The sequence below is a fragment of the Gilliamella sp. LMG 34360 genome, assembly GCF_984568995.1.
Genome location: NZ_OZ474900.1, coordinates 107,510 through 132,942, shown reverse-complemented (window position 1 = coordinate 132,942; position 25,433 = coordinate 107,510). Strand labels below are relative to the sequence as shown.

General features: G+C 35.3%; 22 protein-coding genes. 10 read left to right on the top strand and 12 right to left on the bottom strand.

What is annotated here, in order from left to right; all coding sequences use genetic code 11:
* Positions 1 to 96: 96 nt before the first annotated feature.
* A complete protein-coding gene (gene tyrA / locus AC5LW9_RS00680) occupies positions 97 to 1,218 on the bottom strand; it encodes a bifunctional chorismate mutase/prephenate dehydrogenase (RefSeq protein ID WP_493456126.1) in 1,122 nt (373 codons plus the stop codon).
* A 116-nt stretch (positions 1,219 to 1,334) separates the two neighbouring features.
* Between tyrA and xthA the strand changes: the two genes are divergently transcribed.
* The 3 genes from xthA to AC5LW9_RS00665 all read left to right on the top strand — a co-directional run bounded on the left by xthA (position 1,335) and on the right by AC5LW9_RS00665 (position 5,414).
* Positions 1,335 to 2,141 carry an exodeoxyribonuclease III gene (gene xthA, locus AC5LW9_RS00675; RefSeq protein ID WP_144092100.1) on the top strand — a complete coding sequence of 269 codons (807 nt, stop codon included), beginning with the start codon at positions 1,335 to 1,337 and terminating at the stop codon, positions 2,139 to 2,141.
* A gap of 31 nt (positions 2,142 to 2,172) precedes the next feature.
* On the top strand, positions 2,173 to 3,522 hold the full coding sequence (xseA, locus tag AC5LW9_RS00670; RefSeq protein ID WP_493456125.1) for an exodeoxyribonuclease VII large subunit: 1,350 nt from the start codon (positions 2,173 to 2,175) through the stop codon (positions 3,520 to 3,522).
* A gap of 221 nt (positions 3,523 to 3,743) precedes the next feature.
* Positions 3,744 to 5,414 (top strand): Hsp70 family protein, encoded by a 1,671-nt coding sequence (locus AC5LW9_RS00665; protein WP_493456124.1) that lies wholly within the window; start codon positions 3,744 to 3,746, stop codon positions 5,412 to 5,414.
* Positions 5,415 to 5,484: 70 nt separating this feature from the next.
* On the opposite strand, the gene AC5LW9_RS00660 is transcribed toward AC5LW9_RS00665, so the two are convergent.
* Complete coding sequence (locus AC5LW9_RS00660) at positions 5,485 to 8,163, bottom strand: hypothetical protein (protein ID WP_493456123.1); 2,679 nt, start codon at positions 8,161 to 8,163, stop codon at positions 5,485 to 5,487.
* A complete protein-coding gene (locus AC5LW9_RS00655) occupies positions 8,160 to 8,858 on the bottom strand; it encodes a DUF1266 domain-containing protein (RefSeq protein WP_334320530.1) in 699 nt (232 codons plus the stop codon). Before AC5LW9_RS00655 ends, AC5LW9_RS00660 begins: the two co-directional genes overlap by 4 nt.
* 238 nt (positions 8,859 to 9,096) lie before the next feature.
* Here AC5LW9_RS00655 and dolP point away from each other — a divergent pair, with 238 nt between their 5' ends.
* Positions 9,097 to 9,678, top strand: coding sequence for a division/outer membrane stress-associated lipid-binding lipoprotein (gene dolP / locus AC5LW9_RS00650; RefSeq protein WP_065738229.1), 582 nt, complete (start codon positions 9,097 to 9,099; stop codon positions 9,676 to 9,678).
* A 61-nt stretch (positions 9,679 to 9,739) separates the two neighbouring features.
* On the opposite strand, the gene csdE is transcribed toward dolP, so the two are convergent.
* The 4 genes from csdE to ubiU all read right to left on the bottom strand — a co-directional run bounded on the left by csdE (position 9,740) and on the right by ubiU (position 13,413).
* Positions 9,740 to 10,135, bottom strand: a complete 396-nt coding sequence (csdE, locus tag AC5LW9_RS00645; RefSeq protein ID WP_493456122.1) for a cysteine desulfurase sulfur acceptor subunit CsdE — start codon at positions 10,133 to 10,135, stop codon at positions 9,740 to 9,742.
* A gap of 69 nt (positions 10,136 to 10,204) precedes the next feature.
* Positions 10,205 to 11,428 (bottom strand): cysteine desulfurase CsdA, encoded by a 1,224-nt coding sequence (csdA, locus tag AC5LW9_RS00640; protein WP_493456121.1) that lies wholly within the window; start codon positions 11,426 to 11,428, stop codon positions 10,205 to 10,207.
* Positions 11,385 to 12,263 (bottom strand): U32 family peptidase, encoded by an 879-nt coding sequence (locus AC5LW9_RS00635; RefSeq protein WP_086325962.1) that lies wholly within the window; start codon positions 12,261 to 12,263, stop codon positions 11,385 to 11,387. Before AC5LW9_RS00635 ends, csdA begins: the two co-directional genes overlap by 44 nt.
* A gap of 154 nt (positions 12,264 to 12,417) precedes the next feature.
* On the bottom strand, positions 12,418 to 13,413 hold the full coding sequence (gene ubiU / locus AC5LW9_RS00630) for a ubiquinone anaerobic biosynthesis protein UbiU (protein ID WP_065603214.1): 996 nt from the start codon (positions 13,411 to 13,413) through the stop codon (positions 12,418 to 12,420).
* Positions 13,414 to 13,798: 385 nt separating this feature from the next.
* On the opposite strand from ubiU, the gene suhB reads away from it, so the two are divergent.
* Entirely contained in the window at positions 13,799 to 14,602 is an 804-nt protein-coding gene (suhB, locus tag AC5LW9_RS00625) for an inositol-1-monophosphatase (protein WP_086325961.1), read from the top strand.
* 93 nt (positions 14,603 to 14,695) lie between these two features.
* On the opposite strand, the gene AC5LW9_RS00620 is transcribed toward suhB, so the two are convergent.
* Complete coding sequence (locus AC5LW9_RS00620; RefSeq protein ID WP_065738234.1) at positions 14,696 to 15,082, bottom strand: winged helix-turn-helix transcriptional regulator; 387 nt, start codon at positions 15,080 to 15,082, stop codon at positions 14,696 to 14,698.
* A 356-nt stretch (positions 15,083 to 15,438) separates the two neighbouring features.
* Between AC5LW9_RS00620 and AC5LW9_RS00615 the strand changes: the two genes are divergently transcribed.
* Both AC5LW9_RS00615 and AC5LW9_RS00610 read left to right on the top strand, forming a co-directional pair.
* The gene (locus AC5LW9_RS00615; RefSeq protein ID WP_301178489.1) at positions 15,439 to 15,699 is read left to right on the top strand and encodes a heavy-metal-associated domain-containing protein; all 261 of its coding nucleotides are present in this window, start codon (positions 15,439 to 15,441) and stop codon (positions 15,697 to 15,699) included.
* Positions 15,686 to 17,887, top strand: a complete 2,202-nt coding sequence (locus AC5LW9_RS00610) for a heavy metal translocating P-type ATPase (RefSeq protein ID WP_493456120.1) — start codon at positions 15,686 to 15,688, stop codon at positions 17,885 to 17,887. Before AC5LW9_RS00615 ends, AC5LW9_RS00610 begins: the two co-directional genes overlap by 14 nt.
* A gap of 54 nt (positions 17,888 to 17,941) precedes the next feature.
* Here the strand turns inward: AC5LW9_RS00610 and tilS are convergent, their stop codons facing one another.
* Positions 17,942 to 19,255, bottom strand: coding sequence for a tRNA lysidine(34) synthetase TilS (tilS, locus tag AC5LW9_RS00605; protein WP_198236402.1), 1,314 nt, complete (start codon positions 19,253 to 19,255; stop codon positions 17,942 to 17,944).
* Positions 19,256 to 19,266: 11 nt separating this feature from the next.
* Entirely contained in the window at positions 19,267 to 20,484 is a 1,218-nt protein-coding gene (gene metC, locus AC5LW9_RS00600) for a cystathionine beta-lyase (protein ID WP_198236403.1), read from the bottom strand.
* A gap of 98 nt (positions 20,485 to 20,582) precedes the next feature.
* Here metC and AC5LW9_RS00595 point away from each other — a divergent pair, with 98 nt between their 5' ends.
* Positions 20,583 to 21,200 (top strand): 4'-phosphopantetheinyl transferase family protein, encoded by a 618-nt coding sequence (locus tag AC5LW9_RS00595; RefSeq protein WP_198236404.1) that lies wholly within the window; start codon positions 20,583 to 20,585, stop codon positions 21,198 to 21,200.
* Positions 21,201 to 21,344: 144 nt separating this feature from the next.
* Here the strand turns inward: AC5LW9_RS00595 and AC5LW9_RS00590 are convergent, their stop codons facing one another.
* A complete protein-coding gene (locus tag AC5LW9_RS00590) occupies positions 21,345 to 22,109 on the bottom strand; it encodes a tyrosine-protein phosphatase (RefSeq protein ID WP_198227618.1) in 765 nt (254 codons plus the stop codon).
* Between the two features lie 101 nt (positions 22,110 to 22,210).
* Here AC5LW9_RS00590 and pepB point away from each other — a divergent pair, with 101 nt between their 5' ends.
* Positions 22,211 to 23,491: an aminopeptidase PepB gene (gene pepB, locus AC5LW9_RS00585; protein WP_232352962.1), complete on the top strand. Its 1,281-nt coding sequence runs from the start codon at positions 22,211 to 22,213 to the stop codon at positions 23,489 to 23,491.
* A 66-nt stretch (positions 23,492 to 23,557) separates the two neighbouring features.
* Positions 23,558 to 24,607: an SEL1-like repeat protein gene (locus tag AC5LW9_RS00580; protein WP_198227616.1), complete on the top strand. Its 1,050-nt coding sequence runs from the start codon at positions 23,558 to 23,560 to the stop codon at positions 24,605 to 24,607.
* 72 nt (positions 24,608 to 24,679) lie between these two features.
* Here AC5LW9_RS00580 and AC5LW9_RS00575 read toward each other — a convergent pair whose 3' ends face one another.
* Entirely contained in the window at positions 24,680 to 25,246 is a 567-nt protein-coding gene (locus AC5LW9_RS00575; RefSeq protein ID WP_144092131.1) for a peptidylprolyl isomerase, read from the bottom strand.
* Positions 25,247 to 25,433 lie beyond the last annotated feature (187 nt).

Below are 25,433 nucleotides of genomic sequence, written 5' to 3'. Positions count from 1 at the left end.
ATAAAATCGTAATTTAAAAATTATTTTAACTAGACGTATTGTTTATAAACTTTTTTGTAAAAAAGTTTGAGGTTAACTATACGTTTGAGTATAAAATCATTCCCGATTATCATTAGCAAATTTTAGTAAAACCTGACTTTCTTTAATAAAGCGCTGAGCATAATTACCAAACCATTCGGTGACATTATTAAAATTCTCAATAAATTTTACTTTGTCGCGTTGCTCAATTAATTTCACCATTTCTCCAAAACATTGATAATAACGTTTGATTAATTCAATATTATCATCAGATGCCATAATAATATCGGCATAAAGTACAGGATCTTGTGCAAACAATCTGCCTACCATCATTAATTCTAGTCGGTAAATAGGGGATGATAACGCAATCAGTTGTTCTAAATCGGCTTGTTCTCGCTGTAAATTTACGCCATATGAAAAAGAGGTAAAATGGCGTAAAGCTTGAATAAATGACATGCATTTATCATGCTCTTTGGCATCAATTGCACATAAATTGGCTCCCCAAATACGCATTTGTTCAATTAACCATTGATATTTAGCTGGCTCACGCCCTTCACAATAGACAATAATCTGTTTTGCTAAATTTGGCACATCAGGACCAAACATTGGATGCAGTCCAACGACAGGGCCAGGATGCTTTTTGAGCATAGCTTCAAGCGGTTTGACTTTTATTGAGGTAAAATCGGTTAAGATACAATCCTTAGGCAATGGAGGTAATTGATCGATGATTTCGCAAGTTTTGTTAATCGGTACGGTCACAATCACAGCCGCTGCATCAGCGACTATTTCGGCTGCTTGATGCATAGTTTTAGAACCTAAAGTTTTAACATGGTAACCAGACAGGGTGAACAAACGAGCAAACAATCTACCCATTTGTCCATTACCTCCAACGATAACGATAGAACCTGAACTGGTATAGACCTTTTTAAAACCTTTGTCATTTTCACTTATGTATGATTCACGCATTAAACGGCGTAATATATCTTCAATTAAAGCAGATGATACCCCAATATTTTCAGCCTCTTTTCGTCTTTGGGCTAACATTTCTGCTTCACGTTTAGGATCGTAAATAGGAATACCGTGTTTGCTTTTAACATCGCCAACTTCGGCGACTAAAGCTAATCGTTTATTAATTAAAGATAAAATTGATTTATCGACTTCATCAATTTTATCGCGCAAGGCAAGTAATTCCGTAGACATATTCGGTTATTCCTTTTCTCACAAATGATAACTGTTTCTGTAATAGCTTAACAGTATAACGTATTTTTGGTAGGATGGGACTATTACAACCTTAATTCCAATACAATAAATTCATCATGAAAGTTATTTCTTTTAATATTAATAGTCTTCGGGCTCGAATCCATCAATTAGCCGCCATTATCGATAAGCACCAACCAGATGTGATAGGTCTGCAAGAAACCAAAGTTCATAATGATCAGTTTCCAGTCGAGGAGCTTGAGCAGTTTGGTTATTACTTAAATTATCATGGGCAAAAAGGGCATTATGGTGTGGCTCTGTTAACTAAGCAAAAGCCACTTTCAGTACAATGTGGTTTTCCAACTGATAGTGATGATGCCCAATGCCGATTAATTATCGCTCAGTTGCCAACCAACCAAGGTGAGTTAACCATAATTAATGGTTATTTTCCGCAGGGTGAAAGTTTGCATCATGAAATCAAATACCCTGCAAAACGTAAATTTTATCAAGATTTGATTGATTATTTAAAGCAACATCAATTAAGTGATCAGCTTTGCTTGATTATGGGCGATATGAATATTAGTCCAACCGATTTAGATATCGGCATTTCGGACGACAGCCGTAAACGTTGGTTGCGTACTGGTAAATGTTCATTTTTACCTGAAGAGCGAGAGTGGATGAACAATTTAATGTCACTTGGGTTTGTTGATACTTATCGTAATGAGCATCCAACAAAACAGGAATATTCCTGGTTTGATTATCGTTCTAAAGGCTTTGATACCCATACTGGATTAAGAATTGATTTGATTTTAGCAAGTGAAAAGTTGATGGCGCATTGCCAACAAACTGGCATTGATTATGATATCCGCGCTATGGAAAAACCGTCTGATCATGCGCCAATTTGGGCTCAATTTGATTTAGCTTAAATAGGTAACAGTATAATAATAGAGGAATAGTATGCAGCACAATAGTTCGATTCTATCGGTTAAAGATCTTAACCAAATGGTAAAAGATATTCTTGCTGATGCTATTGGTCAAATTTGGCTGATGGGCGAAATTTCTAATTTTTCTCGCCCCGCTTCTGGGCATTGGTATTTCACCTTAAAAGATGATACAGCTCAAGTTCGTTGTGCCATGTTTCGCAATAGTAATTTTCGCGCTGGTTTTACACCACAAAATGGCCAGCAAGTATTGGTTAGAGCAACGGTTACGCTTTATGAAGCACGGGGTGAATATCAACTTGTTATTGATAAAATCCAACCTGCTGGTGCAGGATTGTTGCAACAAAAGTTTGAACAATTAAAGCAAAAATTATTTGAAGAGGGATTATTTGAATCTACTTATAAACAATCATTGCCTGAAAATATTCGTACTGTTGGCATTATTACTTCTTCAACTGGGGCGGCATTACATGATATTTGTCAGATCTTAAAACGTCGTGATCCAAGTTTGCATTTAATTATCTATCCAACGCAAGTACAAGGCACAGAAGCTGCTGCGCAGATCGCTAAAATGATTCAAATTGCCAATGCTCGTCAAGAATGTGATGTGTTAATTGTTGGTCGAGGTGGTGGTTCACTCGAAGATTTATGGTCATTTAATGAAGAAGTAGTCGCAAGAGCGATTTTTGCTAGCCAATTGCCAATTGTCAGTGCAGTGGGGCATGAAATTGATTTTACCATAGCCGATTTTGTCGCTGATGTCAGAGCAGCTACTCCATCTGCGGCTGCGGAATTAGTTAGTCGCGATTGCTTAGATCAGATTAGACGGATTCAAGTTCAAGAACAGCATTTATCTATGGCAATGGATTATTATTTGACTCGACGTCGTGAAATGCTCAATAAGTGGCGTCACCAATTGCAAACCCAACATCCACAAGCCAAACTAGCAAAAAAATTAAATCGGTTACTATCTTACCAGCATGCTTTATATGAAAATATGCAGCAATATTTACTTAAACAGTCAAATCGCCATAACTTTTTAGATAAACAACTGTTACGACTATCTCCACAAAATAATATTACCTACTTGAGTCAGATGATTCGCCAGAAACGTCAGCAACTTATTAATTTAATTCAGCAAAAAATAACCCAGTCACGACATCAATTTGTTTTACAAACCTCGCAACTTAATAGTGTTAGTCCACTTGCGACATTAGAAAGAGGATATTCTGTAACAACCAATCAACAAAATACGGTGATACGTCGTGTTGAACAAGTAAACGTAGGTGAGCTTATCACAACCAGATTAGCTAACGGTCAGTTAATTAGTCAAATTATTGATATGCAAAATAAAGATAATTATTAGTGTCAATTTTTAAATGACGATTGGTTTAATGGTTATTTATTGAGAATAATCGATACAAATAGTAATTATAATTTTTGGTGGTCTAATTTTTAGACATATATAAAATAATGAGTTAAGGTAAATTGAATATTTTAGTGTTTGATAAAATTGTACCTTGAGCAGTATTAACTATATAATATTGTTGATATTAACTTTAATAATAAGAAGAGAACAAACCAATTATGCATCACCCCATAGGAATTGATTTAGGTACTACTAATAGTTTAATTTGTGTTTGGCAAGATGGTAAGCCAATACTTATCCCCAACTCAATCGGCGAAGTTGTCACTCCATCAGTAGTAAGTGTTGATGATGATGATTCTATTTTAGTTGGGCGTGCTGCATTGTCTCGCTTAACAACGCATCCAAGTCGAAGTGCAGCTGCATTCAAACGATTTCTTGGCTCTAATAAAGTATTTGAATTAGGTGACAAGAAATTTACGCCAACCGAACTTTCTGCCATGGTGTTAAAATCTCTTAAGGCCGATGCCGAAGCGTTTTTAAAACAAGAAATACACGATGTAGTGATTTCTGTTCCTGCTTATTTTAATGATGAACAACGCAAACAAACACGTTTTGCTGCGGAATTAGCTGGTTTAAATGCTGTACGTTTAATTAATGAACCAACTGCAGCCGCTATGGCATATGGATTACATGAAGAGCAATCAGGTAATACTTTAGTTTTTGACTTAGGTGGCGGTACCTTTGATGTGACTGTACTGGAATATGCTTTGCCAATTATTGAAGTACATGCATCTGCCGGAGATAACTATTTAGGTGGTGAAGATTTTACCGATGAACTGGTTAAAGCCTGCTTAAGTGATTGGAATCTTAAACAACAGGATATACCCGTTGACGACTATGCACGTTTATTAGATTTAGCGGAGCAATTAAAGTGTAAGTTAAGCGGTGATGAATTACACAAATTAACTTGGTTTTGGCAAGATAAGCAGTGGGAGTTTTCTTTAAATGAAAATCGAGCCAAAACGCTATGGTTACCACTTCTTAATCGTTTACGTTCGCCTATTGAACAAGCCTTAAATGATGCGCGCTTAAAGCCTAACCAGCTTGAACATATTGTGTTAGTCGGTGGCTCATCACAACTCGGTGTGGTGCGTGAGCTGGTAACGAAATTATTTGGCAAATTGCCTTATCGTCATATTAATCCTACCACGATTGTGGCACAAGGCGCTGCTGTTCAAGCTGCTTGTCGGTTACGTAATGCTGATATAGAAGAGATTATTTTAACTGATGTATGTCCTTATACGTTAGGTATTGAAAGTAGTTCAGGTAATGTTGGTGGATTATTTGCACCGATTATTGAGCGAAATACCATTGTCCCGACCTCGAAAGTAAAAACTTTTTATACGGTGCATCCGCAACAGAAGATTATTGGCATTTCGGTTTATCAAGGCGAAAGTCCACGCGTAGAAAATAATGTGCTGATAGATCAGTTTGAAGTGCCTGTAACTCCGATGGAGAAAACACAAGGTATTGATGTTCGTTTTAGTTATGATTTGAATGGTTTGTTAGAAGTTGATGTAGTTGTTCTTGAAACCGGTATTAAACATGGAAAAGTCATTGATCATAGTCCAATAGGTTTAACTGATAAACAAAAACAAGAGAGCCATGAACGATTAAAATCACTCAAAGTTCATCCTCGTGATGAGATGCCAAATCGGACTTTATTAGCGAGATTAGAGCGAGCATGGGCACAATCATTAGGTGATGAAAGAGCATTAATTGGGTCGTACATTGAAGCTTTTATTGAGGTATTAGATCAGCAAAATTCAGAAGAAATTGATGAAATGCGCTGTGAAATTGAAGCAAATCTACAAGAACTCAATCGTTAACCATTATAGATTTTTATTCGATCACATTTCCCCCTTTTTATACGAATCAAAAGGGGGATTTTTGTGTAGTTTACTTTTCCTTAGTCTTTTTTTCTATTGGTGGTCCATAGCGATTGATTTTTTTTAATTCTGGAAGCCAACATGGTGATAACAATAGTGGTAGCAAAAATATTGTTGCAATAAAATATAAAGGTTGTCCTTTATCTGTGTCGTTGATACGTCGTTTGATAGCAAAAAGAGTATTAATTGCTACTAATGTCAAAATGACATAATTTGTTATATTATCAAAATTATTTTTATCTAAAAACATAAGCATCGTAATTGATAAAATCAACTGTACTATAAAGCCCTGTATATTGGTACGTCCATTCCAACGCCAAAATTGCCACCATTTATTTTGAGGTAGAGATTGTGACTCAAGCCATTTTTGATTTTCAGTATTTTTTGCCAAAAGTAATGCCGCACAGAGTCGTAATACTAAATCGTTATCGCTATCATTTTTAAATTCATCTAACATTTTTAGTTCATCATCATCGCATACGCTGTATTGATTAGATAAGCGTTCAGCAAGTGAGGTGATTTCGTCTACTTTTTTGGTATAGTGGTATCTACTTTTGTTAACCGATAAAGGAAAACTCCAATTATCTTTTAAACCATTTACTATCTTTTTCAGATCTTTATTATCACCAACCAGTTTTTGTAACATTTGATCTAATTTGGCTTTTTGTTCGGGTTTGTTTAATACAATCAGGTATAGCAATATCACATAAACTGGATTTTTTTTAGCTAATTTGGGTGTCCATAATTGTTCTATTTTTTGTTCGAAATCATTAAAATCGATGTAGTCAGGATCATCAATAAACCATTCCATGGAATCTGGATAATTGTTTAAAATACAATTAATGAGCTTGCTGTCATTATCAATTAGGTTGTAAAGTTCAGTTTCATTTTGCCAATTGCCATGTTTAAATATTTCTATTAATGGTTTAAGTTTGTCATCATCCTTAATAGTAAAATTATTATTTTCTTGCTGTAGATATATAGCGACATTAATCGGTTGGTTAACGGTAGCTAAAACTAATAAACAATGATGAAACCATTGCCAATACGCATTTTTATTATTCATTTTTGTTGATGCATTTGGTGGTTCGGGTAACAAGTAATATTTCATGAATTCTAAATACATAGCCCAATCAAACATTTCCATATTTGAATAATGAAAACTATGATATAAATGTAATTTAGCAACTTCAGGGAGCTCTTGAAATCTATCTAACCATAAACGACCATATAAAACCAGCTCACCTTCTTCATCTGGATCGAATTTTTTTGGTAACAGGGAATTTTTATCATCATCAAATAGCCATGCTTTAAACTCTTGTATTGGTGAGAGTTGTTTAAGCCATGTAAGATGTTGTCGTGCTTGGCGTTTTAAATGATGCAAAATAAATTGTTCAAATGGATCATTACTTTGCTCATCTAAAATTTCTTGTAACAGAATTTCGTTACCATGGCGCAACATCACAGCATGCCGATATAATCGATATAATCGATGTGAACCGTCATCGCGTAATAATATCGGTAGAACTTGTCGGTAACTCCAGTTTACGCTTAGACTCCAATTGACAAAATCAACAATTTCTTTTGGATAGCTGTCGATATCATCTATTCCTGCTAATCGTGCTGTTGTGGTTGTGGTTAATTGCGGAATGGTGTGCAGATAAATTTCTGTTTTATCGGTGTCAATACAGTGGCTGTTATTTAACGCCATAATTAATAAAGGGAAGTAATCTTTTTCAAAATAGACGCACCAACCTGCTATCCAACTTTCTGCTTTTTCTTGATAATGCCCAGAATAATATAGATCTAACCAAAATTGTAATGCATTATGTTTGTCTTCAAGCAAAGTATATTGAATGGCAGCAATATATTTCCAATCGATAATAGTTTGTTCATCTTGATCATTTTCAGCAATGCATTTTAAAGCATAATCCAAGATAAATTGATTTTTCATATTTGCTTCACTATGCCAAAAAGCAAATTCAAGCATAAGTTTTTTATCATCAGGAAGATAAAAGACAGTATCTTGTGATAGGAATAGATAAACGTCGTCAGGTCTACGTTCCCAATATACCCATTTAATAGAATAAATATAATCAATGGTAGCATTTTGTAATGCTTTGTTGGTTGTAGGCAAACACGTGTAATCAAATAAATCACCATGATCGATATGATTTAAATAACTATCATATATTTGAAAGTCATCAGTGAACTGTGTCATTAATTGCTGACGCCAACGTAAATTATCAGCTAGAATTTTGACACATGATTCTGAGATATTTGTTGTTTCATAGCTTAAGGTTAGTAATCGCCACTTGACTGAATCAATAACCGACATTGGGTAATCATAAAATGAACCAATAAATTTTTGCCATTCATCTACTTTATAACAGCGTTGGGGATCTTCTAATAGAGCTTGGTAAGCGTTGTAAATTTCATTTGCTTGAATTTGTTCTTCTGTTAGTTGTGGTACTGATTCTTTTTCCGATTGTTGAGTTGTTGTATCATCAGCTGTTTCAGGCGATTTTGCATAACTTATTGCTGATTCGTAAGCTTCGCGCAATGCTTTAAATCCATCAGGATCCGTTTCTGGATGATATGAGGGTAGCTTTCCACGATATGCTTGACGAATAAGCGCGGTATCTGTTGTTTGTTCGATGCCTAATAATTCCCAAAAATTTGTACTCATGACCAATCATACTCCCTTAATGATTCCGGTTTTTCGAGTTCTTCAATATCAATGTACCAAGGTAGGCGATTGCAAGGTGAATCTTCGTCGTTAATTAATATTTTCATAGTGCGCGTTTGCGATGCTCTGGTTAATTCACAACGTAAAGCTTCAAGATCTTCTTTATTGTTAATTGATTCCCAAAATTGAAATCCAACTGACCAAGCAGCAAAGTAGTTATGCCAAGATTTATAAAAATATTGAGAACGTGAAGCAATTCTTGTAAAAATCCATAACGCTTCCTCTTCGGTAATATATTTGTTGGTTGTGCCATTTCGTAGTATATATCCCATACGTGCATAATCCCAACTACGAATGCCACCAATACCGCATACACAAAAAGTTTGTTCAACAAATTTCATTAGGACTTTTTGATAATCGTTTTGATCTTGGCAGTAATTACGCCAATCAGCTTCGGAAGATCGACAGTATCTTGAATAATAGCGAGATAATAGTGTTGCATGTCCATCATCAACCATATCAAAGACACAATTAAGTAGAGTTTCGCGAGAATTAATCCCCCAACTTTCGTTCAAATCTACAAAATCCCGTTCGGGAATAAAGTATGCTGAAGTATAACTTGCACCATTATCTTTGTTTAAAGCAACCATTGGCGCGGACAATCCATATAGCCAATCAATACTATCTTGATTCATATTTTAATTCCGATAATTCCATATATTCCACCATATTGATGAATTAGATTGTATCAAAAAAAGTAACCGTTATTAGTGATAAAATAACACAATTTTTAAATAATTTATGTTCGATTATTGTTATTGGTTTTTATCATAGTGTAAAACACAAAATTGTTTTGCAAATCATTATCAAAAAGGCATAATAACAGCGATTTTTAGTATTTGATTACAATGTTATAAATTGTAAGGAGTAATAATGAAGAGAGCTGCCTTAATAGCTATGTTAATAACAGGCGCATTAATGTTACAAGGCTGTATTACCGCCGCAGTAATTGGCGCAGGTGCTACAGCTACTGCAAAAGTTGCTACCGATCCTCGTACTGCGGGCACACAAGTTGACGATACTACCTTAAATTCTCGTATGGGGATGAAAATTAAAAATAATGGTCCTCAATTTATTGGAGCACGTATCGTTTCCAGTACGTATAGCGGTGATATTATCTTAACGGGTCAAGCCAGTCGTGAGCAAATTGAAAAGGCCGAAAGCCTAGCTTATGAAGTTGAAGGTGTAAAAAAAGTCTACAATCAAATTCGAGTTGGTCAACCCGTTAGTGCAGGCACAATCACCAATGATACATGGATCACAACGAAAGTTAAATCTCAGCTAATATTGAATGCGAAAACCAAAGCACGCAACATTAAAGTCGTAACTGAAAATAGGGAAGTATTTTTGATTGGTATTGTGACACCGGAAGATGGTAAAGCTGCTGCACAGCTTGCTAGTAAAGTCGATGGCGTTAAAAAAGTGATCACACTTTTTACCTATATTGAAAATTAATCAACAACGTTATCAGTTAGCAACAATCTTAGTAAATAGGGGGGAGATAACACCCCCTTTTTTATACAATGGATTGAATACACTCAATTAGTTTAGTCAAGCCTTGTAAACGCGATTGACTTAGCTCATCCGTAATTTTTAACTGGTTTAATAAAGATTGAAAATCGATTGCAGCAATTTCTTTTGCTGTTTTGTGGTTAGCAATAATAATTAAAATTGCCAGTAATCCTTTCACAATTCGTCCTTCACTGTCACCTTGAAATATAAAGGTATTATCGTTTTGCTTTTGATAAGTTAGCCAAACGCGATTTTCACAACCATTGACTTGGTTTTCATCCGTTTTTAAATCTTCAGGCATTGGTGGCAATTGTTTTGCTAATACAATTAACTGTCGGTAGCGATCTTGCCAATTATGTTGCTGTAAAAATAATTTTGTTAAGTCTTGCTGTGATAGCATAATATTGACCTATAAATAATTAACTATTTGTAAAAAAGTTTCAGGTTAACTATACGTTTCAGTATAAAATTAGGCTAGAATTTCAATTGCATTTTGTAATGCCAAAATAAAAGCATCTATATCTTGCTCATTATTATATGGCATTAATGATAGACGAATAACCCCATGACAACCCAATTTATTCATTAAAGGTTGAGCGCACAGTTCGCCAGTACGAATCGCAATATTTTGCTCGCTCAGTAAAATCGCCACATCATTATGATGAATATCATTAATATTAAATGTGATGATTGGGCTGTTTTCAACACTGTAAAATTGTAGATTCGACAGTTTGCTTAGCTGTGATTTAGTATAATGAGCCAATTGTTCTGTGTAATTTTCTGCTTTCTTAAGATCCCAATTGTTTAACCAATCAAGTGTTGCATTAAAGCCAACAATGCCAGCTATATTGGGTGTGCCTGCTTCAAATTTATAAGGTGTATCTTCTTGAATAAAATCATCAAATGAGGTGCTTTTTAGCATTTTTCCACCGCCATGCCAAACTGACATTTGCTCAAGTAAGGTTTGTTTACCATATAAAACACCCAGTCCCGTAGGACCATACAATTTATGAGCTGAAAAAGCATAAAAGTCGATATCAAGTGTTGTTACATCAATATCATGATGGACAATTCCTTGGGCGCCATCTACTACTAAAATAGCATTATATTGATGAACTATTTGGCCAATTGTAGCTAAATTTGGGCAAAATCCAGTGACATTTGACATATGGGTTATTGCTACGATTTTAGTTTTTGATGATATTAGTGATGATAACTCATCTATATTGGCAGACCATTTAATGACTTTTGCTCCAGTTTGTTTAGCCACAATTAACCAAGGTATTAAATTACTATGATGCTCTAATTCGCTGACAATAATCTCATCATTAGGTTGTAATACACAGCGAGCATAACTTTGGGCAATTAAATTAATTGATTCGGTAGCACCACGAGTCCAGATAATTTCAGTGTCATTGCTTGCATGAAGCAAATTAGCAACATGTTGTCGTGCTTTATCGATAGCCACTGTTACTTGCAACGCATCGTGGTGCAAACTGCGTTTGGCGGTCGCAGTGTTGTGTGCATAATAGGCCACTGTGGCATCCACCATTACCTGAGGTTTAAGAGCAGTTGCCGCGGAATCAAGATATACACTATTACTGTTTAGTGCTGGAAAATCAGCCCTAAATTGCTTTGGTGTAAAATATTTATTGGCTAAGTTCGAGTCCAGCAATACCATTCCAGTAACCATTACAGTCGCGTTTATGTTCAATATGCAGTGGATTAGAGCCATCTTCATTGGCTTTAAATTGTTTTACAATATCGAGTGTTTCAAGTCCTAACGGCGATATCCGCACAATATCAACTAATCCTTTCATCTCTTTTAAATTATTACCTAAATTATAACAATAGCCGCTTTGTGTTTGGATACCGTTTAGTACAAAAACTTTTTGCTGTTCTTGAGAAAACACTTCACGACCAACAGGATATTTGATGCAGCAAGTTTCACATTTATCTTTTGGTCTATCTTCTGAACGAGCGGTAAAACAACGTGCGGAATAAGCTAAAGGTAAATAACCATAACTAAAGACTTCCACTTCAAAGTTTTTTTCAATATTTAAACTCTCAAATTGTTTAAGAACATTATTTAGCCAATCACGTGAAAGTTCAACCGGCATACACCAACGTACCATACCTTGCTTTTGTAATAATTTTAAAGTCAAGGCGTTATAGCAGTTAATAGCAGGACCAGCAACGAATGGTAATTTATTTTCTTGAGCAATATTGATGGCCGCTAAATCATTGGCTTCCACTAAAAAGTCACCATTATTGACTAGTTGTCGTAAATCGTTTAATTCTGACGGAGCTTCAAGCAAAGCCAATGTTGAAAGCACCACTTGTTTGCCAGATTTAGCGATTTCCTTAGCTAATTCTAGCCAATTGGGAACTTTCATTTCTCGGCGTTTGGTACAAACCGTTTCACCCATATAAATAATGTCAGCTTCACTCTCTTTTGCTGCGTGATAAAAGGCTTCGGTTTCAGTTTTAGGCCAATAATAAAGCACTGGTCCTAATGAATATTTCATAGTTTTGCTCACTATAATTTATTTATCTTAAATTTGATTTCATTTAATAAAAATGGCATAACCTAAGTTGTACAATACATACAAAATCAAGATGTGATATCTTTTATAATCAATATTTCTTGATAATTAATATAACAGTAGACTTAGTATTATGTTATTGCCATTTGCGGTGGTAAGCACCTAACGTGGTTTGTGTTCCTTCTGAAACAGAACCCAGCGTATCCATCCAGCTTTTTTCCGCCTGGAATGATTGTGGATTTGCTTTATAGCGATCGATTGCTTGACGCCATACTTTAGTTACTTGTTCAACATAGGCAGGGCTACGCTGACGGCCTTCAATTTTGACTGATGCAATATTGGCTGCAAACAGTTCAGGCAGTAGTTCAATTGTGTTTAAACTGGTTGGTTCTTCAATAGGGTGATAAAGCTCATCGCCTACATAATAACGACCTTTACACAAGGTTGGATAACCAGCATTTTCACCTTTTTTATGGCAATCAATTAACACGTTATTTAAGCGAGACTCAAGACCTTTTTCAGTTTCTTCCCAGCGAACAAATTTTGCTGGTGAACAAGCACCAACGGTATTAGGAGATTCGCCGGTAAGATAGGAAGATAAATAACAACGTCCTTCCGCCATAATACATAAACTACCAAAAGCAAATACTTCAAGTGGAACTGGTGAAACTTGCGAAAGTTGCTTTACTTGATGCATAGAGAGTACACGTGGTAACACGATACGATGTACATGAAAATTGTTATAGTAGAACTTAATTGATTCTTCATTGGTTGATGATGCTTGCACTGAGACATGACGCTCTAGGTTTGGATATTTTTCAGCAGCATAATCTAGCATTGCTAAGTCCGCAATAATAAGTGCATCAGCACCAATATTGGCGGCTGTATCAACTGCATATTGCCAACGCTGGAAGTTTTCAGGATGCGCAAAAGTATTAATTGCAATATGTAGTTTTTTACCGCGTTTATGCACATAGTCAGATGCTTCAATTAAGCGCTTCTCGTTAAAATTCAAACCAGCAAAATGACGGGCATTAGTATCATCTTTCAAACCAATATAAACAGCATCAGCGCCATTATCGATGGCTACTTTAAGTGATGGTAAAGATCCCGCTGGACAAAGAAGTTCCATAATTATTCCTAACTTAAGTTCGCTATTTTATACGCTAGGTATTATGCAATAATTCTTAATTTATTGCGAATGGAAAGCCAATCATGCGATGAAAAAAGTTACGATAGATTGATTTAGTCATTTTTTTACCCTAATTGATCAGTAATTAACTGAACCGTTACCAATAAAATTTTCACTTAGATGCAACATTATAGATGGAATAAATTTAGTAATAAGGTAAGCAATAATTCTAGCGTTACGAGAATATGGCTATTTTAGCCATTAATCCTAACATAGTCTGGCAATGCAGTGGTAAAACCTTTATACTATGCCGTAAATTTTAGTATAATTGTGTAAGTTTTACTAAAACTATCCGTTCTTTAACATCATCAATTGGAAGAAATTTATGCATCCGATGCTTAATATTGCTATTCGCGCTGCTCGTAAAGCAGGTAATGTGGCCATAAAGGCTTATGAAAACCCTAGTTCAATCGAAATTGACACTAAAGGCGCTAACGATTTTGCTACTAATGCTGATCGCGCTGCTGAAGCTTTGATTATTGAGACAATCAAAAAAGCGTATCCTGATCATACGATTATTGCCGAAGAAAGTGGTTTGGCTAAAGGTAATGATGCTGAAACACAGTGGATAATCGATCCAATTGATGGTACGACCAATTTTATTAAAAATATTCCGCATTTTGCTGTTTCTATTGCTGCTCGTGTTAAGGGCAAAACTGAAGTTGCTGTGGTTTATAATCCAATGAGTAATGAATTATTTACTGCTGCGCGTGGTAAAGGTGCTCAGCTTAATGGTTATCGTATTCGTGTTAGTAACGCTAAAGATTTAGATGGTAGCGTACTCGCTACGGCATTTCCATTCAAGGCTAAACAACATAGTGATAGCTATTTTGCGGTTTTACAAAAGTTATTTACTCGATGTGGCGATTTTCGTCGTAGCGGCTCGGCAGCTTTAGATTTGGCTTATGTTGCAGCTGGTCGATTAGATGGCTTTTTTGAGATTGGTTTAAAACCATGGGATATCGCTGGTGGTGAATTGATTTTGCGTGAAGCTGGCGGTGTGATGACCGATTTTGCTGGTAATAATAATTATATGGTTTCTGGTAATGTGGTAGCTGGAAATCCTAGAATTGTTAAAGATCTATTAGTTTCAACTCAAAACGATTGGCCAGAAAAATTACGTAACTAATTTTTAGATTAAAATAGCAGGGTTACTCACACCCTGTTATTTTTCATATAGTTTTTGAGTATGTATCTAACTTATTGAGTTAAATTTTCATAATTAATCTGTTAGCTCAACCATTGAACAATTAACCTCTAATCCTTGGCTATCCAAGCAGTGGTTACCCCATTTATACATTGCTTTTAATACGGGTTTAATACTTTTACCAAAATCGGTTAATGAGTACTCGACTTTTGGTGGGACAACTGGAAATACTCTGCGATGAATTAAGCCACTTGTTTCAAGTTCGCGTAGTTGCTGGGTGAGCATTTTAGGTGTGGCACTTGGAATCTCTTTACGTAATTGAGAATATCTCAGTGTTTTTGTTGTCATCAATTTCCATAAAATTAAAGATTTATATTTTCCTCCAATGATATTTATTGTTGTCTCAACAGGGCAGCGGATAGTAGGTTTATAATCTTCATTAGAATCTGATTTATTCTTCATTTTAATGTCTCAATAGTACCTTTTTGGGAAGTATATATCAAAAAAGTGCATTCTTGCTAAAAGAATGATAAACATTAGAATAGTCATTAAATAGGTTAGTAGTCGCGTTTGTGTTGCTATTCTTACAGAAGCATAACCTTTGAAGTTATGGTTATTATTAATGAGGTATAAAAAGAGTTTTTTGTAAATGCCTATAAGCTATTTGATATCAATTAATATAACAAGCCTTTTTAATAAAGACAAAAAGTAACCTGTCTCTATTTGTTAAAACAACAGTATACTTTGTTGGAAAATAGTTTCTTAATATTCAGCCAATACTAAATCCAAATAACATCGGCAGTTAAGGGATGCATCAAATGAAAACAGTTGAATACAATTTTTTTGTTGAGGATATGAGCTGCGCATCATGCGTTAGTCGAGTTGAGAAAGCACTAAAGAAGATTGATGGTGTGATTGACGTCAGTGTTAATCTTGCTACAAAAAAAGCAACCGTTAACACTAATGCCAATGTTGAATTAGAAACATTAATGTCGGCAGTAGACAAAGCAGGTTATCATGCAGTTAAAATTAACGATCAACAAAGACAGTTAAGGGATGCATCAAATGAAAACAGTTGAATACAATTTTTTTGTTGAGGATATGAGCTGCGCATCATGCGTTAGTCGAGTTGAGAAAGCACTAAAGAAGATTGATGGTGTGATTGACGTCAGTGTTAATCTTGCTACAGAAAAAGCAACCGTTAACGCTAATGCCAATGTTAAATTAGAAACATTAATGTCGGCAGTAGACAAAGCAGGTTATCATGCAGTTAAAATTAACGATCAACAAACTCATATTAAGGATGCTGAGAAACAAGCATCGCTTTGGCCGATTATTATCTCTGTTTTATTAGCGATACCTTTTGTTCTGCCTATGTTACTTGAACCCTTCGGGATACATTTGATGATGCCCGCTTGGTTACAATTAATAATTGCGTCGATTGTGCAATTTGGGTTAGGTGCTAAATTTTATCGCAGCGGTTTCAATGCCGCTAAAGCGTTGTCCGGTAATATGGATTTACTGGTCGCTATTGGTACTAGTGCTGCTTATGGCTTATCACTGTATCAGTGGATGATCGGTAATAATGATCACCTTTATTTTGAGTCATCAGTTGTTATTATTACCTTAATCTTGATTGGTAAATGGTTAGAGTCAAGAGCGAAACATCAAACAACCCAAGCTATCGAAGCCCTGTCTGCCTTACGACCTGATGTTGCTTTAGTTAGGCGGGGCGATCAAGAGATAAGTTTGCCCATTAACCAAGTTGTTGTTGGTGATGTAGTGATAGTGAAGCCTGGTGAACGTATTCCTGTTGACGGTATCGTGATTGAAGGTGCATCAAGTAGTGATGAGTCGATGTTAACTGGTGAAAGTTTTCCAGTCAACAAAGCAGTCAATGATATTGTCACAGGTGGTACTATCAATGGTGAAGGATTGTTAATGGTAAAAACAACGGCAATTCAAGCTGATTCTACCTTATCAAAGATTATTAACATGGTAGAGTCTGCTCAAGCTAAAAAAGCACCCATTCAGCGAATTGTAGATCGAATTAGCGCGATTTTTGTACCTGTGATTTTATTGATTGCGCTTATTACATTACTTGCATGGGGCGTGATTTCTCAGGATTGGCAACAAGCTTTACTTCATGCTGTCGCGGTGTTAGTGATTGCTTGCCCATGTGCTTTAGGACTAGCAACACCAACGGCAATTATGGTGGGTACTGGCGTTGCGGCTCGTCATGGTATTTTGATTAAAGATGCCGAAGCCCTTGAAACATTACACAACGTTAATACCGTAGCGTTCGATAAAACAGGAACTTTAACCATTGGTAAACCTGAATTGGTTGAAATGGATGTGATAGGGACACAAACCCCTGAGCAAATATTAGCGATTGCCGCATCGTTACAAGCAGGTAGTGAGCACCCACTAGCAAAAGCAATTCTAAACAAAGCAAAACAGCATAGTTATGCTCAAAATATTACTTCTGTAACAGGTTCGGGTGTCATGGCAACGATTGATAACACTGAATATTATTTAGGTAGTTTGCGTTGGATGAAATCATTAAACGCCCATTTTGTGGATATGGACGATAAAATCAATGAGCTAACTAATAAAGGTTATACGATTTCATTTTTAGCAAAACAACAGTTAGAAGCAAACGTTGTGATATTAGCTCTATTTGGCTTTTCAGATGTCATAAAAGAAGAAGCAAAAACTGCGATTACAGCACTGCATCAGCTAAATGTTAAAACGGTAATGTTAACCGGAGATAATCAACAAGCTGCTAATTATGTAGGACAACAATTAAATTTAGATAAGGTTATTGCTGAGGTTTTACCGCAAGATAAAGCGAATTATATTTATCAATTACAAAAAGAAAGTCAAAACACTAACAATAGTGATAGCAATCATAAGGTTGCGATGGTGGGTGACGGTATTAATGATGCGCCAGCTTTAGCTGCGGCTGATATTGGTATTGCAATGGGTACGGGAACCGATGTGGCAATGCATGCGGCTAGTATTACTTTAATGCGTGGCAATCTGTTTTTAATTGCTGATGCTATTGATATCTCTCGAAGAACCTATAATAAAATTAAACAGAATTTATTTTGGGCATTTTTCTATAACTTAATTGGCATTCCACTGGCTGCCTTAGGTTTCTTAAATCCAATGATAGCCGGCGCTGCTATGGCACTTAGCAGTGTAAGTGTGGTGACTAATGCTTTATTGTTAAAACGATGGAAAGCTCGTTCTGAGTCAAAATAATTTGATATTTTATAATTTAAATTAAGGAGATGTATTGTCTCCTTATTTTTTAAATTATAGAGTATTACTCAGATTAAACCCAACTTGTGAACCCTTACCTTGTTCGGTCACAAATACCCCAACGGCAGTAATTAATTGTTCATTATAATAAATTAAAGGAATACGGGTACGCATCCAAGGTGGAATATGATGCTCTTGCCACAATTTTTTTATCGATCGAGATCCTTTGCGCTGAACAATTTGAAATTGACCTTGTGCATGAAAACGAACTGAAACAGTTTCCTCTTTTTGCGGTAAACGGCAAGTTAAATCGGTTTGATAATTGGGCTGTAATACGCCTAAATTATCCGGCAAGGTTAGCGATGTACTTAGATCCCAAGGCAAGATTTGCTGTTCGATATCTTGATATAAAGGCAACAAATAGAGCCGGTTTTGATATCGGCGAATTTGCCAATTATGCAAAATAAATTGTGGATTAGCGTCTTCTTTTGCTAAAGCCACTGTTTGCCAAATTAGTGATAACTGTTTTTGGCTTGGCATATTAATCTGTTTAGATCGAAACCACATGCGCAATATAGCATTACGTTTGTAGTCCGAATAGTTATATAACGGTGTTAAACATAACTGCCCTTCAGGTGTTGTAATGAGTTTAAAATCAGCTAACAGTAGCTCGTTAAGTAGTATTTCTTGCTGTTGACATAATTCGGCACTGCGAGCAACCATTTGTGAAAAATGAGGCCAACGTTGGTTAAGTGTTGGTAGAACATTTAAACGTAAAAAGTTGCGATCGTAATGGTCATCTTGATTACTTTCATCTTCTATCCAACTTAATTGGTGCTGATTGGCGTACTGTTCAATCTCTTGACGAGATATCGTTAGTAATGGTCTAAGATGCCGACCATTTTCAAGTGGCATAGCGGATAAGCCCGCTGGACCACTTCCACGCTTTAACGCTAAAAAGAACGTTTCACATTGATCGTCAAGGTGCTGGGCTGTACATAAAAACTCATTATTTTTTAAATGTCGATAGATAGCTTGGTATCGAGCTTCTCTAGCTTGTTCCTCAATATTGCCCGCCGATCTATCAAGTTTGACTTTTTCAATAATCAAAGGAACTTGCCAAGAATGACATTGTTGCTGGCAATGTTCAGCCCAACTATCAGCGTTTTCGCTTAAACCATGATGAATATAAATGGCTCTAAGTTGTAAATTTTGCAATTGTTGCTTTAGGGTGACTAATGCATGCATTAATACGGTCGAATCAACGCCACCACTAAAAGCAACGAGTAGCGATTGCCGACCGTTTAGGTGTTGTAAAATGGTTTGTTCTATAATACTTTTAGTCTTAGCTTTGTTTTGATGGTTCATCCGCTATCCATTTACACTAAACTTTGTAACGCATTAACTTTGTTTTTATGTAATTTGATTCTATCTAAGCCAGCAGCAAGATCGGCAATTAAATCATCAGGATCTTCAAGACCAATATGTAACCGGATTAGTGTACCTGTGAAATCAACACCGGATACTGGTCGTATTTTGACTAGATCTTCAGGTTGATTGGCTAAAATTAATGATTCAAATCCACCCCATGAATAAGCCATTGAAAAGTGAGTCATATTATCTAAAAAATCAGATAATTGAATATCACTTAAATGATCTTTAAGTACAAATGAAAATAAGCCACTAGCACCGCTAAAATCGCGTTTAAAAAACTCATGCCCTTTACAACTTGCTAATGCAGGGTGATTAACGGTTGCAACTTTAGGATGATTGGCTAACCAGTTTGCCACTTTTAAACTGCTTTCGTGATGTTGCTTGAGTCTAACCGCTAGAGTTCGTAATCCACGAGCTGCCATATAGGCGGTATCTGCATCACACATTTGTCCCATTAAATAAGAACGTTCACGTAAGGTATCCCAACAACGTTGATTGGCAACGGCTGTGCCTAGCATTGCATCGGAATGCCCAATTAAATATTTTGTACCAGATTGAATAGAAATATCAACATCATGCTCTAAAGCTTTAAATAAAACACCTGCTCCCCATGTATTATCCATCATAATAACAATTTCTGGATTAACACTGCGAATCGCTTTAACTATAGCTGGCACATCGTGTACTTCCATAGTAATGGAACTTGGTGATTCAAGAAACACGACTTTCGTATTTGGTTGAATATGATTGGTAATATACCGTCCAATCAAAGGTGAAAAATAATCCGTTTCAACCCCAAAATCTTTTAATATATGTTCACAAAATTCTTGTGTTGGTTCGTAACTGGCTTCTGATACAAGGATATGATCGCCTTTTTTTACAAAAGCCAAGATGGTATTAGCAATGGCTGCCGCACCACATGGATAAAGGTAACAGCCTGCGCCACCTTCAATTTCGGCCATCGCATCTTGCAGGGCAAAATGAGTTAGTGTGCCACGACGACCATAAAATAGCGCTCCTTTAGCTCGATTTTCCATTGCCTCTTTTTTGGCTTCTAATGAGTCAAAGACCAGCGATGATGCTCGCTGAATAACTGAATTGACTGCACCTTGGGTATAACGTTTTTTTCGACCAGCATGAACTAATTCTGTTTGTAATGACATGATGCATCCTTATTGATCTAATAAATTTCGATAACAGTTAGCATAGCATGCTGTTAAAATAGTAAAAAATAATTTTTGTTTAAAATGGCTTATATAAAATGTTAATTGTCCAACTTGCCCATTTAGACACGGTGGAAGTCAACTATTCACTATTATCAAAACAGATCATTCACGATGCTGAATTATTCAATGGCAGACGTAAAAAACAGTTTTTAGTCTGTCGTTCAATCTTAGCTAGCTTGCTTAATCAGTATTGTCAAATTGCTATTTTGCCAACTATGGTCATAGGTGATAATAATCGACCTTGTTTTTTAGATCGCAATCTTCCTGATTTTAATATCAGTCATAGTCAAGATTGGGTAGCGGTTGCAATATCGTTAGATGGTAGAGTTGGAGTTGATATAGAAGTCGCTCGCCCACGTAAAAATTACTTAGATGTAGCCAAAAGCTTTTTTGCAGATGCTGAGTATCAGTGGATGATGCAACAAGCGGATACCTTAACGGCCTTTTGGCAGCTTTGGACTTTAAAAGAATCAGCACTTAAATTATATGCTAAAGGCGTCTGGCAAATAAAATCAGTAAAAGTAGATATTGAAAAGCAGTTGATCAGCGCACCATTTGGTCAACATTTTTATTATCAATATCAGCAAGTTGCATCAGTTCATCTTGCTGTTAATCATAATAAACCTATCACCGAATTTATCTTACAATCTTAGTAAATAAATACGCTGTTCGATATTGATCCTGTAATAGGATTAATGAAATGAGTTTATTCTATACTTGTAATAAGTAATCCCAACTTACTTATAATAAAGGTAAAATGATTGTTAATAAGGGGATAGTAAACCCCCTTATTTTATTTAAATTAGGTAAATATCTTGAAGAATTTTCCTGTTTTTATCATCTAATTGATATTCTTTAATTAACCAATTGTCGATTGTGTCATATCGTTTTTTGATTTCATCAATAGCCGCACTTAAAAACTCTTCTTTAGCTGCGAAAATAGTTTTTTGTTTTTCAAATTCTTCTGGTGATAATTTATTTTTATTTTGACTAAGTATGGCTTCACGATAATCATTTAAATAGCGTTCCGTGAGTAAATAATCTTGCATAACCACTTCTTCACTCACACCCAATGCAAATAGGGTTAAGGCAACACCTACACCTGTTCTATCTTTACCTACTGCACAGTGTTGCACTAACGGTTTACCGTTGGCATTGAGTAGCAGCGATATTAGCTTTTTATATGCTACATTATTAAATGGTAATAATTGATAAAGTTTAACCATAAAATCAAAAGGTGAGTATTTTTTCATAATGAAAATATCATCACTGGTTAGGCTTGCTGTAATTTCATCACTTAATGGGTTTGCAGGCACATTAATATATTGACTGTTATTCCAAAGATTATCGGGATTACGATCAATTTCATGTTGATCTCGATAATCTAATACATAATGCAAATTAAGCTCATCAGATAAAAAGTTTTTTTCACTATCATTAAGGCGTGAAAATTCACCTGAACGATACAACATTCCTGAGCGGATTTGACGACCATCACTGGTTTTAATGCCACCTAAGTCACGAAAATTGATTCCATTTTTGATTTGTACAACTGATGTCATTATAGGTCCTTATTTATGCTTAACTTTGCTTGCTATATTAACATGTTTCTGATTAGAATTGATTCATCGTTTTTGCATTATTATTGTTTGAGGAATTTATTATGTCGACTTTATCTATATTACTTTCGGAAAAACCTGCTCCATCAAAGTGGGGTAAAGATGCATTACTCAGTTTTTCAGAAGATGCTGTTACCATTCATTATCAACCCGAGCATCGACATGGTGCCATTCAGCGAGCTGCACGAAAATTAGATAATCAAGGTATTAAATCAGTTAAACTTAGTGGTGACAATTGGGATTTAGAGTCATGTTGGCATTTTTGGATTGGTTATCGTAATGCTAAAAACAATAATAAAGTCAGTTGGGCAAAATTAAATAAGAAAGATAAGCAAGAACTAAAAAATCGCTTAGCCATCATTGATTGGTGTCGAGATATTGTTAATCAACAAGCAGAAACATTAAGTCCTTTAGAATTAGCAACACAAAGTGCAAAATTAATTAGCAATTATTCCTCTGATATTTCCTATAACATTATTTCAGGAGAAGCACTTAAAGAACAAGATTATATGGGCATCTACACAGTTGGTAAAGGTTCTGACAGACCAGCAGCCTTACTCGAGCTTGATTATAATCCGACTAAAAATCCAAAAACACCAATTATTGCTTGCCTAGTCGGGAAAGGGATTACTTTCGATTCTGGAGGTTATAGTTTAAAACCAAGTAGTTTTATGGAATCAATGCGATCGGATATGGGAGGCGCGGCATTGGTGACTGGTGCTTTGGCTCTTGCTATTGCTCGCGGAGTCAATCATCGCATCAAACTTTATTTATGCTGTGCTGATAATTTGGTAAGTGGTAATGCATTCAAACTAGGTGATATTATTCGTTATCGTAATGGTAAAACAGTTGAAGTTGATAATACCGACGCCGAGGGTCGCTTGGTTTTAGCTGATGGATTAATTAGTGCAGATAATGATAATCCTCATTATATCATTGATTGCGCAACGCTTACTGGTGCCGCAAAAATTGCTGTAGGTAACGATTATCAATCATTACTCTCATTTGATGACAAATTTGCTAATCAGTTATTAGCAAGTAGCCAAGCTGAACATGAGGCATTTTGGCGATTACCATTAGCTGATTTTCACCGTTCTCAATTTCCATCCTCGTTTGCTGATATGGCAAATTCTGGATTACCGAATACCGCGGGTGCAAGCACTGCCGCCGCATTTCTGTCCCATTTTATAAAAAATTATAAACAAAATTGGCTACACATTGACTGTTCAGCTACATTCCGCAAAAGCGCAACCACTTTATGGGCAACTGGAGCAACAGGCATTGGGATAAGAACGCTTGCTAATTTGTTAAATGTATTAAAATGATTTTTAATAACTTTATGATTAATTGAATAAAATTTTAAAGAATTATATAAATATATAAGGAATATCATGAAAATAAAAAAATTACTATTAGTTATGCCTATCTTATTTTCTTTTGCTGCTTATGCGGGGGATTGTACAACAGAATTTGAAAATAAAAATTATGAAAAGGCACTTATTGAATGTACACAAGAAGCAGAAAAAGGTAGTTCAGAAGCGCAGTATCTTTTAGGTCACTTATATTTTCAGGCTACAACAGGAGTTGAGCAAGATGAGGCACTATATCAAAAGGCTATTTATTGGTTTACAAAATCAGCCGAACAAGGTTATGTAGATGCACAATATGCTCTAGGCGAATTGTATCATAAAAGTGATAGTGAATTACAAGATTACCAAAAAGCGTTATTTTGGTATGAGAAAGCTGTAGAACAAAATGACCCCCCATCGCAACATAATTTAGCTATTATGTATGAATATGGTCATGGCGTTGAACAAAATATACAAAAAGCTTTAACTTTGTATATAAAATCAGCTGAACAAGGTTATATAGATGCACAATACGCGTTAGGAGTTATGTATAATCAAGGTGATAGAATAGAACAAGATAAACAAAAAGCGATATTTTGGTATGAAAAAGCTGCAGAACAAAATGACTTCAACTCACAATTTAATTTAGCTCTTATGTATGATGAAGGTGATGGCGTTGAACAAAATAAACAAAAAGCAGCATTTTGGTATACTAAAGCAGCCGAACAAGATGTACCAAATGCACAATACAAGTTAGGACTTATGTATGATAAAGGTGATGGAATAGAACAAGATAAACAAAAAGCGGTATTTTGGTATGAAAAAGCTGCAGAACAAAATAACTTCAACGCACAATATAATTTAGCTCTTATGTATGATGAAGGTGATGGAGTTGAACAAAATAAACAAAAAGCAGCATTTTGGTTTACTAAAGCAGCCGTACTAGATGTATCATCAGTACAATACAAGTTAGGAATTATGTATGATAAAGGTGATGGGGTTGAGCAAAACAAATTATTAGCTAATAGGTATTTTAAACAGTCCTGTGAGCGGGGTTTTGACAAAGCTTGTGATAAATTAAAAAATAATTAAATTTTTGAGGAAAACCATCTTAAATGATTAAGATGGTTTTTTTTAGGTTTTCATCTCATTTTAAATAATTTATTATTTTTCTTCAATAACAGTTGCCTTTTTAATATAAACCGGCTCAACAGGTACATTTTGATGAGGTCCTACACGGTGAGTTGCTACATTTACAATCTTATCAACAATATCCATTCCTTTAATCACTTTACCAAAAACGGCATAACCGTAATTTTCAGGTGATTGGTAATTAAGAAATTCGTTGTTTACAGTGTTGATAAAGAATTGGCTAGTTGCACTATCCACATCGCTCGTTCTTGCCATGGCTATTGTGCCTCGATTGTTTTTTAAACCATTATTTGCTTCATTTTTTATCGGAGCATTACCATCTTTAAATTTTAATTGATCATCGGCACCACCACCTTGAATCATAAAACCAGGTATAACGCGATGGAACGTTAAATTTTCATAAAATCCACTGTTAACATAATCAAGAAAGTTTTTAGTGGTTATTGGCGCATGTTCGCTATCTAATTCAATTTCAATATCACCCTGACTTGTTTGTAATAAAACTTTAGTGTCAGCGAAAGCAACACTAGTAAAAAGAGTTAATAGCAATGATATAAATAATAATTTGATTTTTTTCATTTATTATTTCCTTAATCCGATATAGTTGGTTGATTATACCTAATATTTGATTATTTTAAATAATTTTTATGTAAAATCCGATGAAATTATGTGTCATAGATCGCAATTTTATTTTTTGTTAATTATAAGTTTTATAAAACATTTATATAAATAAACTTATTTGATTGTGATATTGGTATAACGTTTT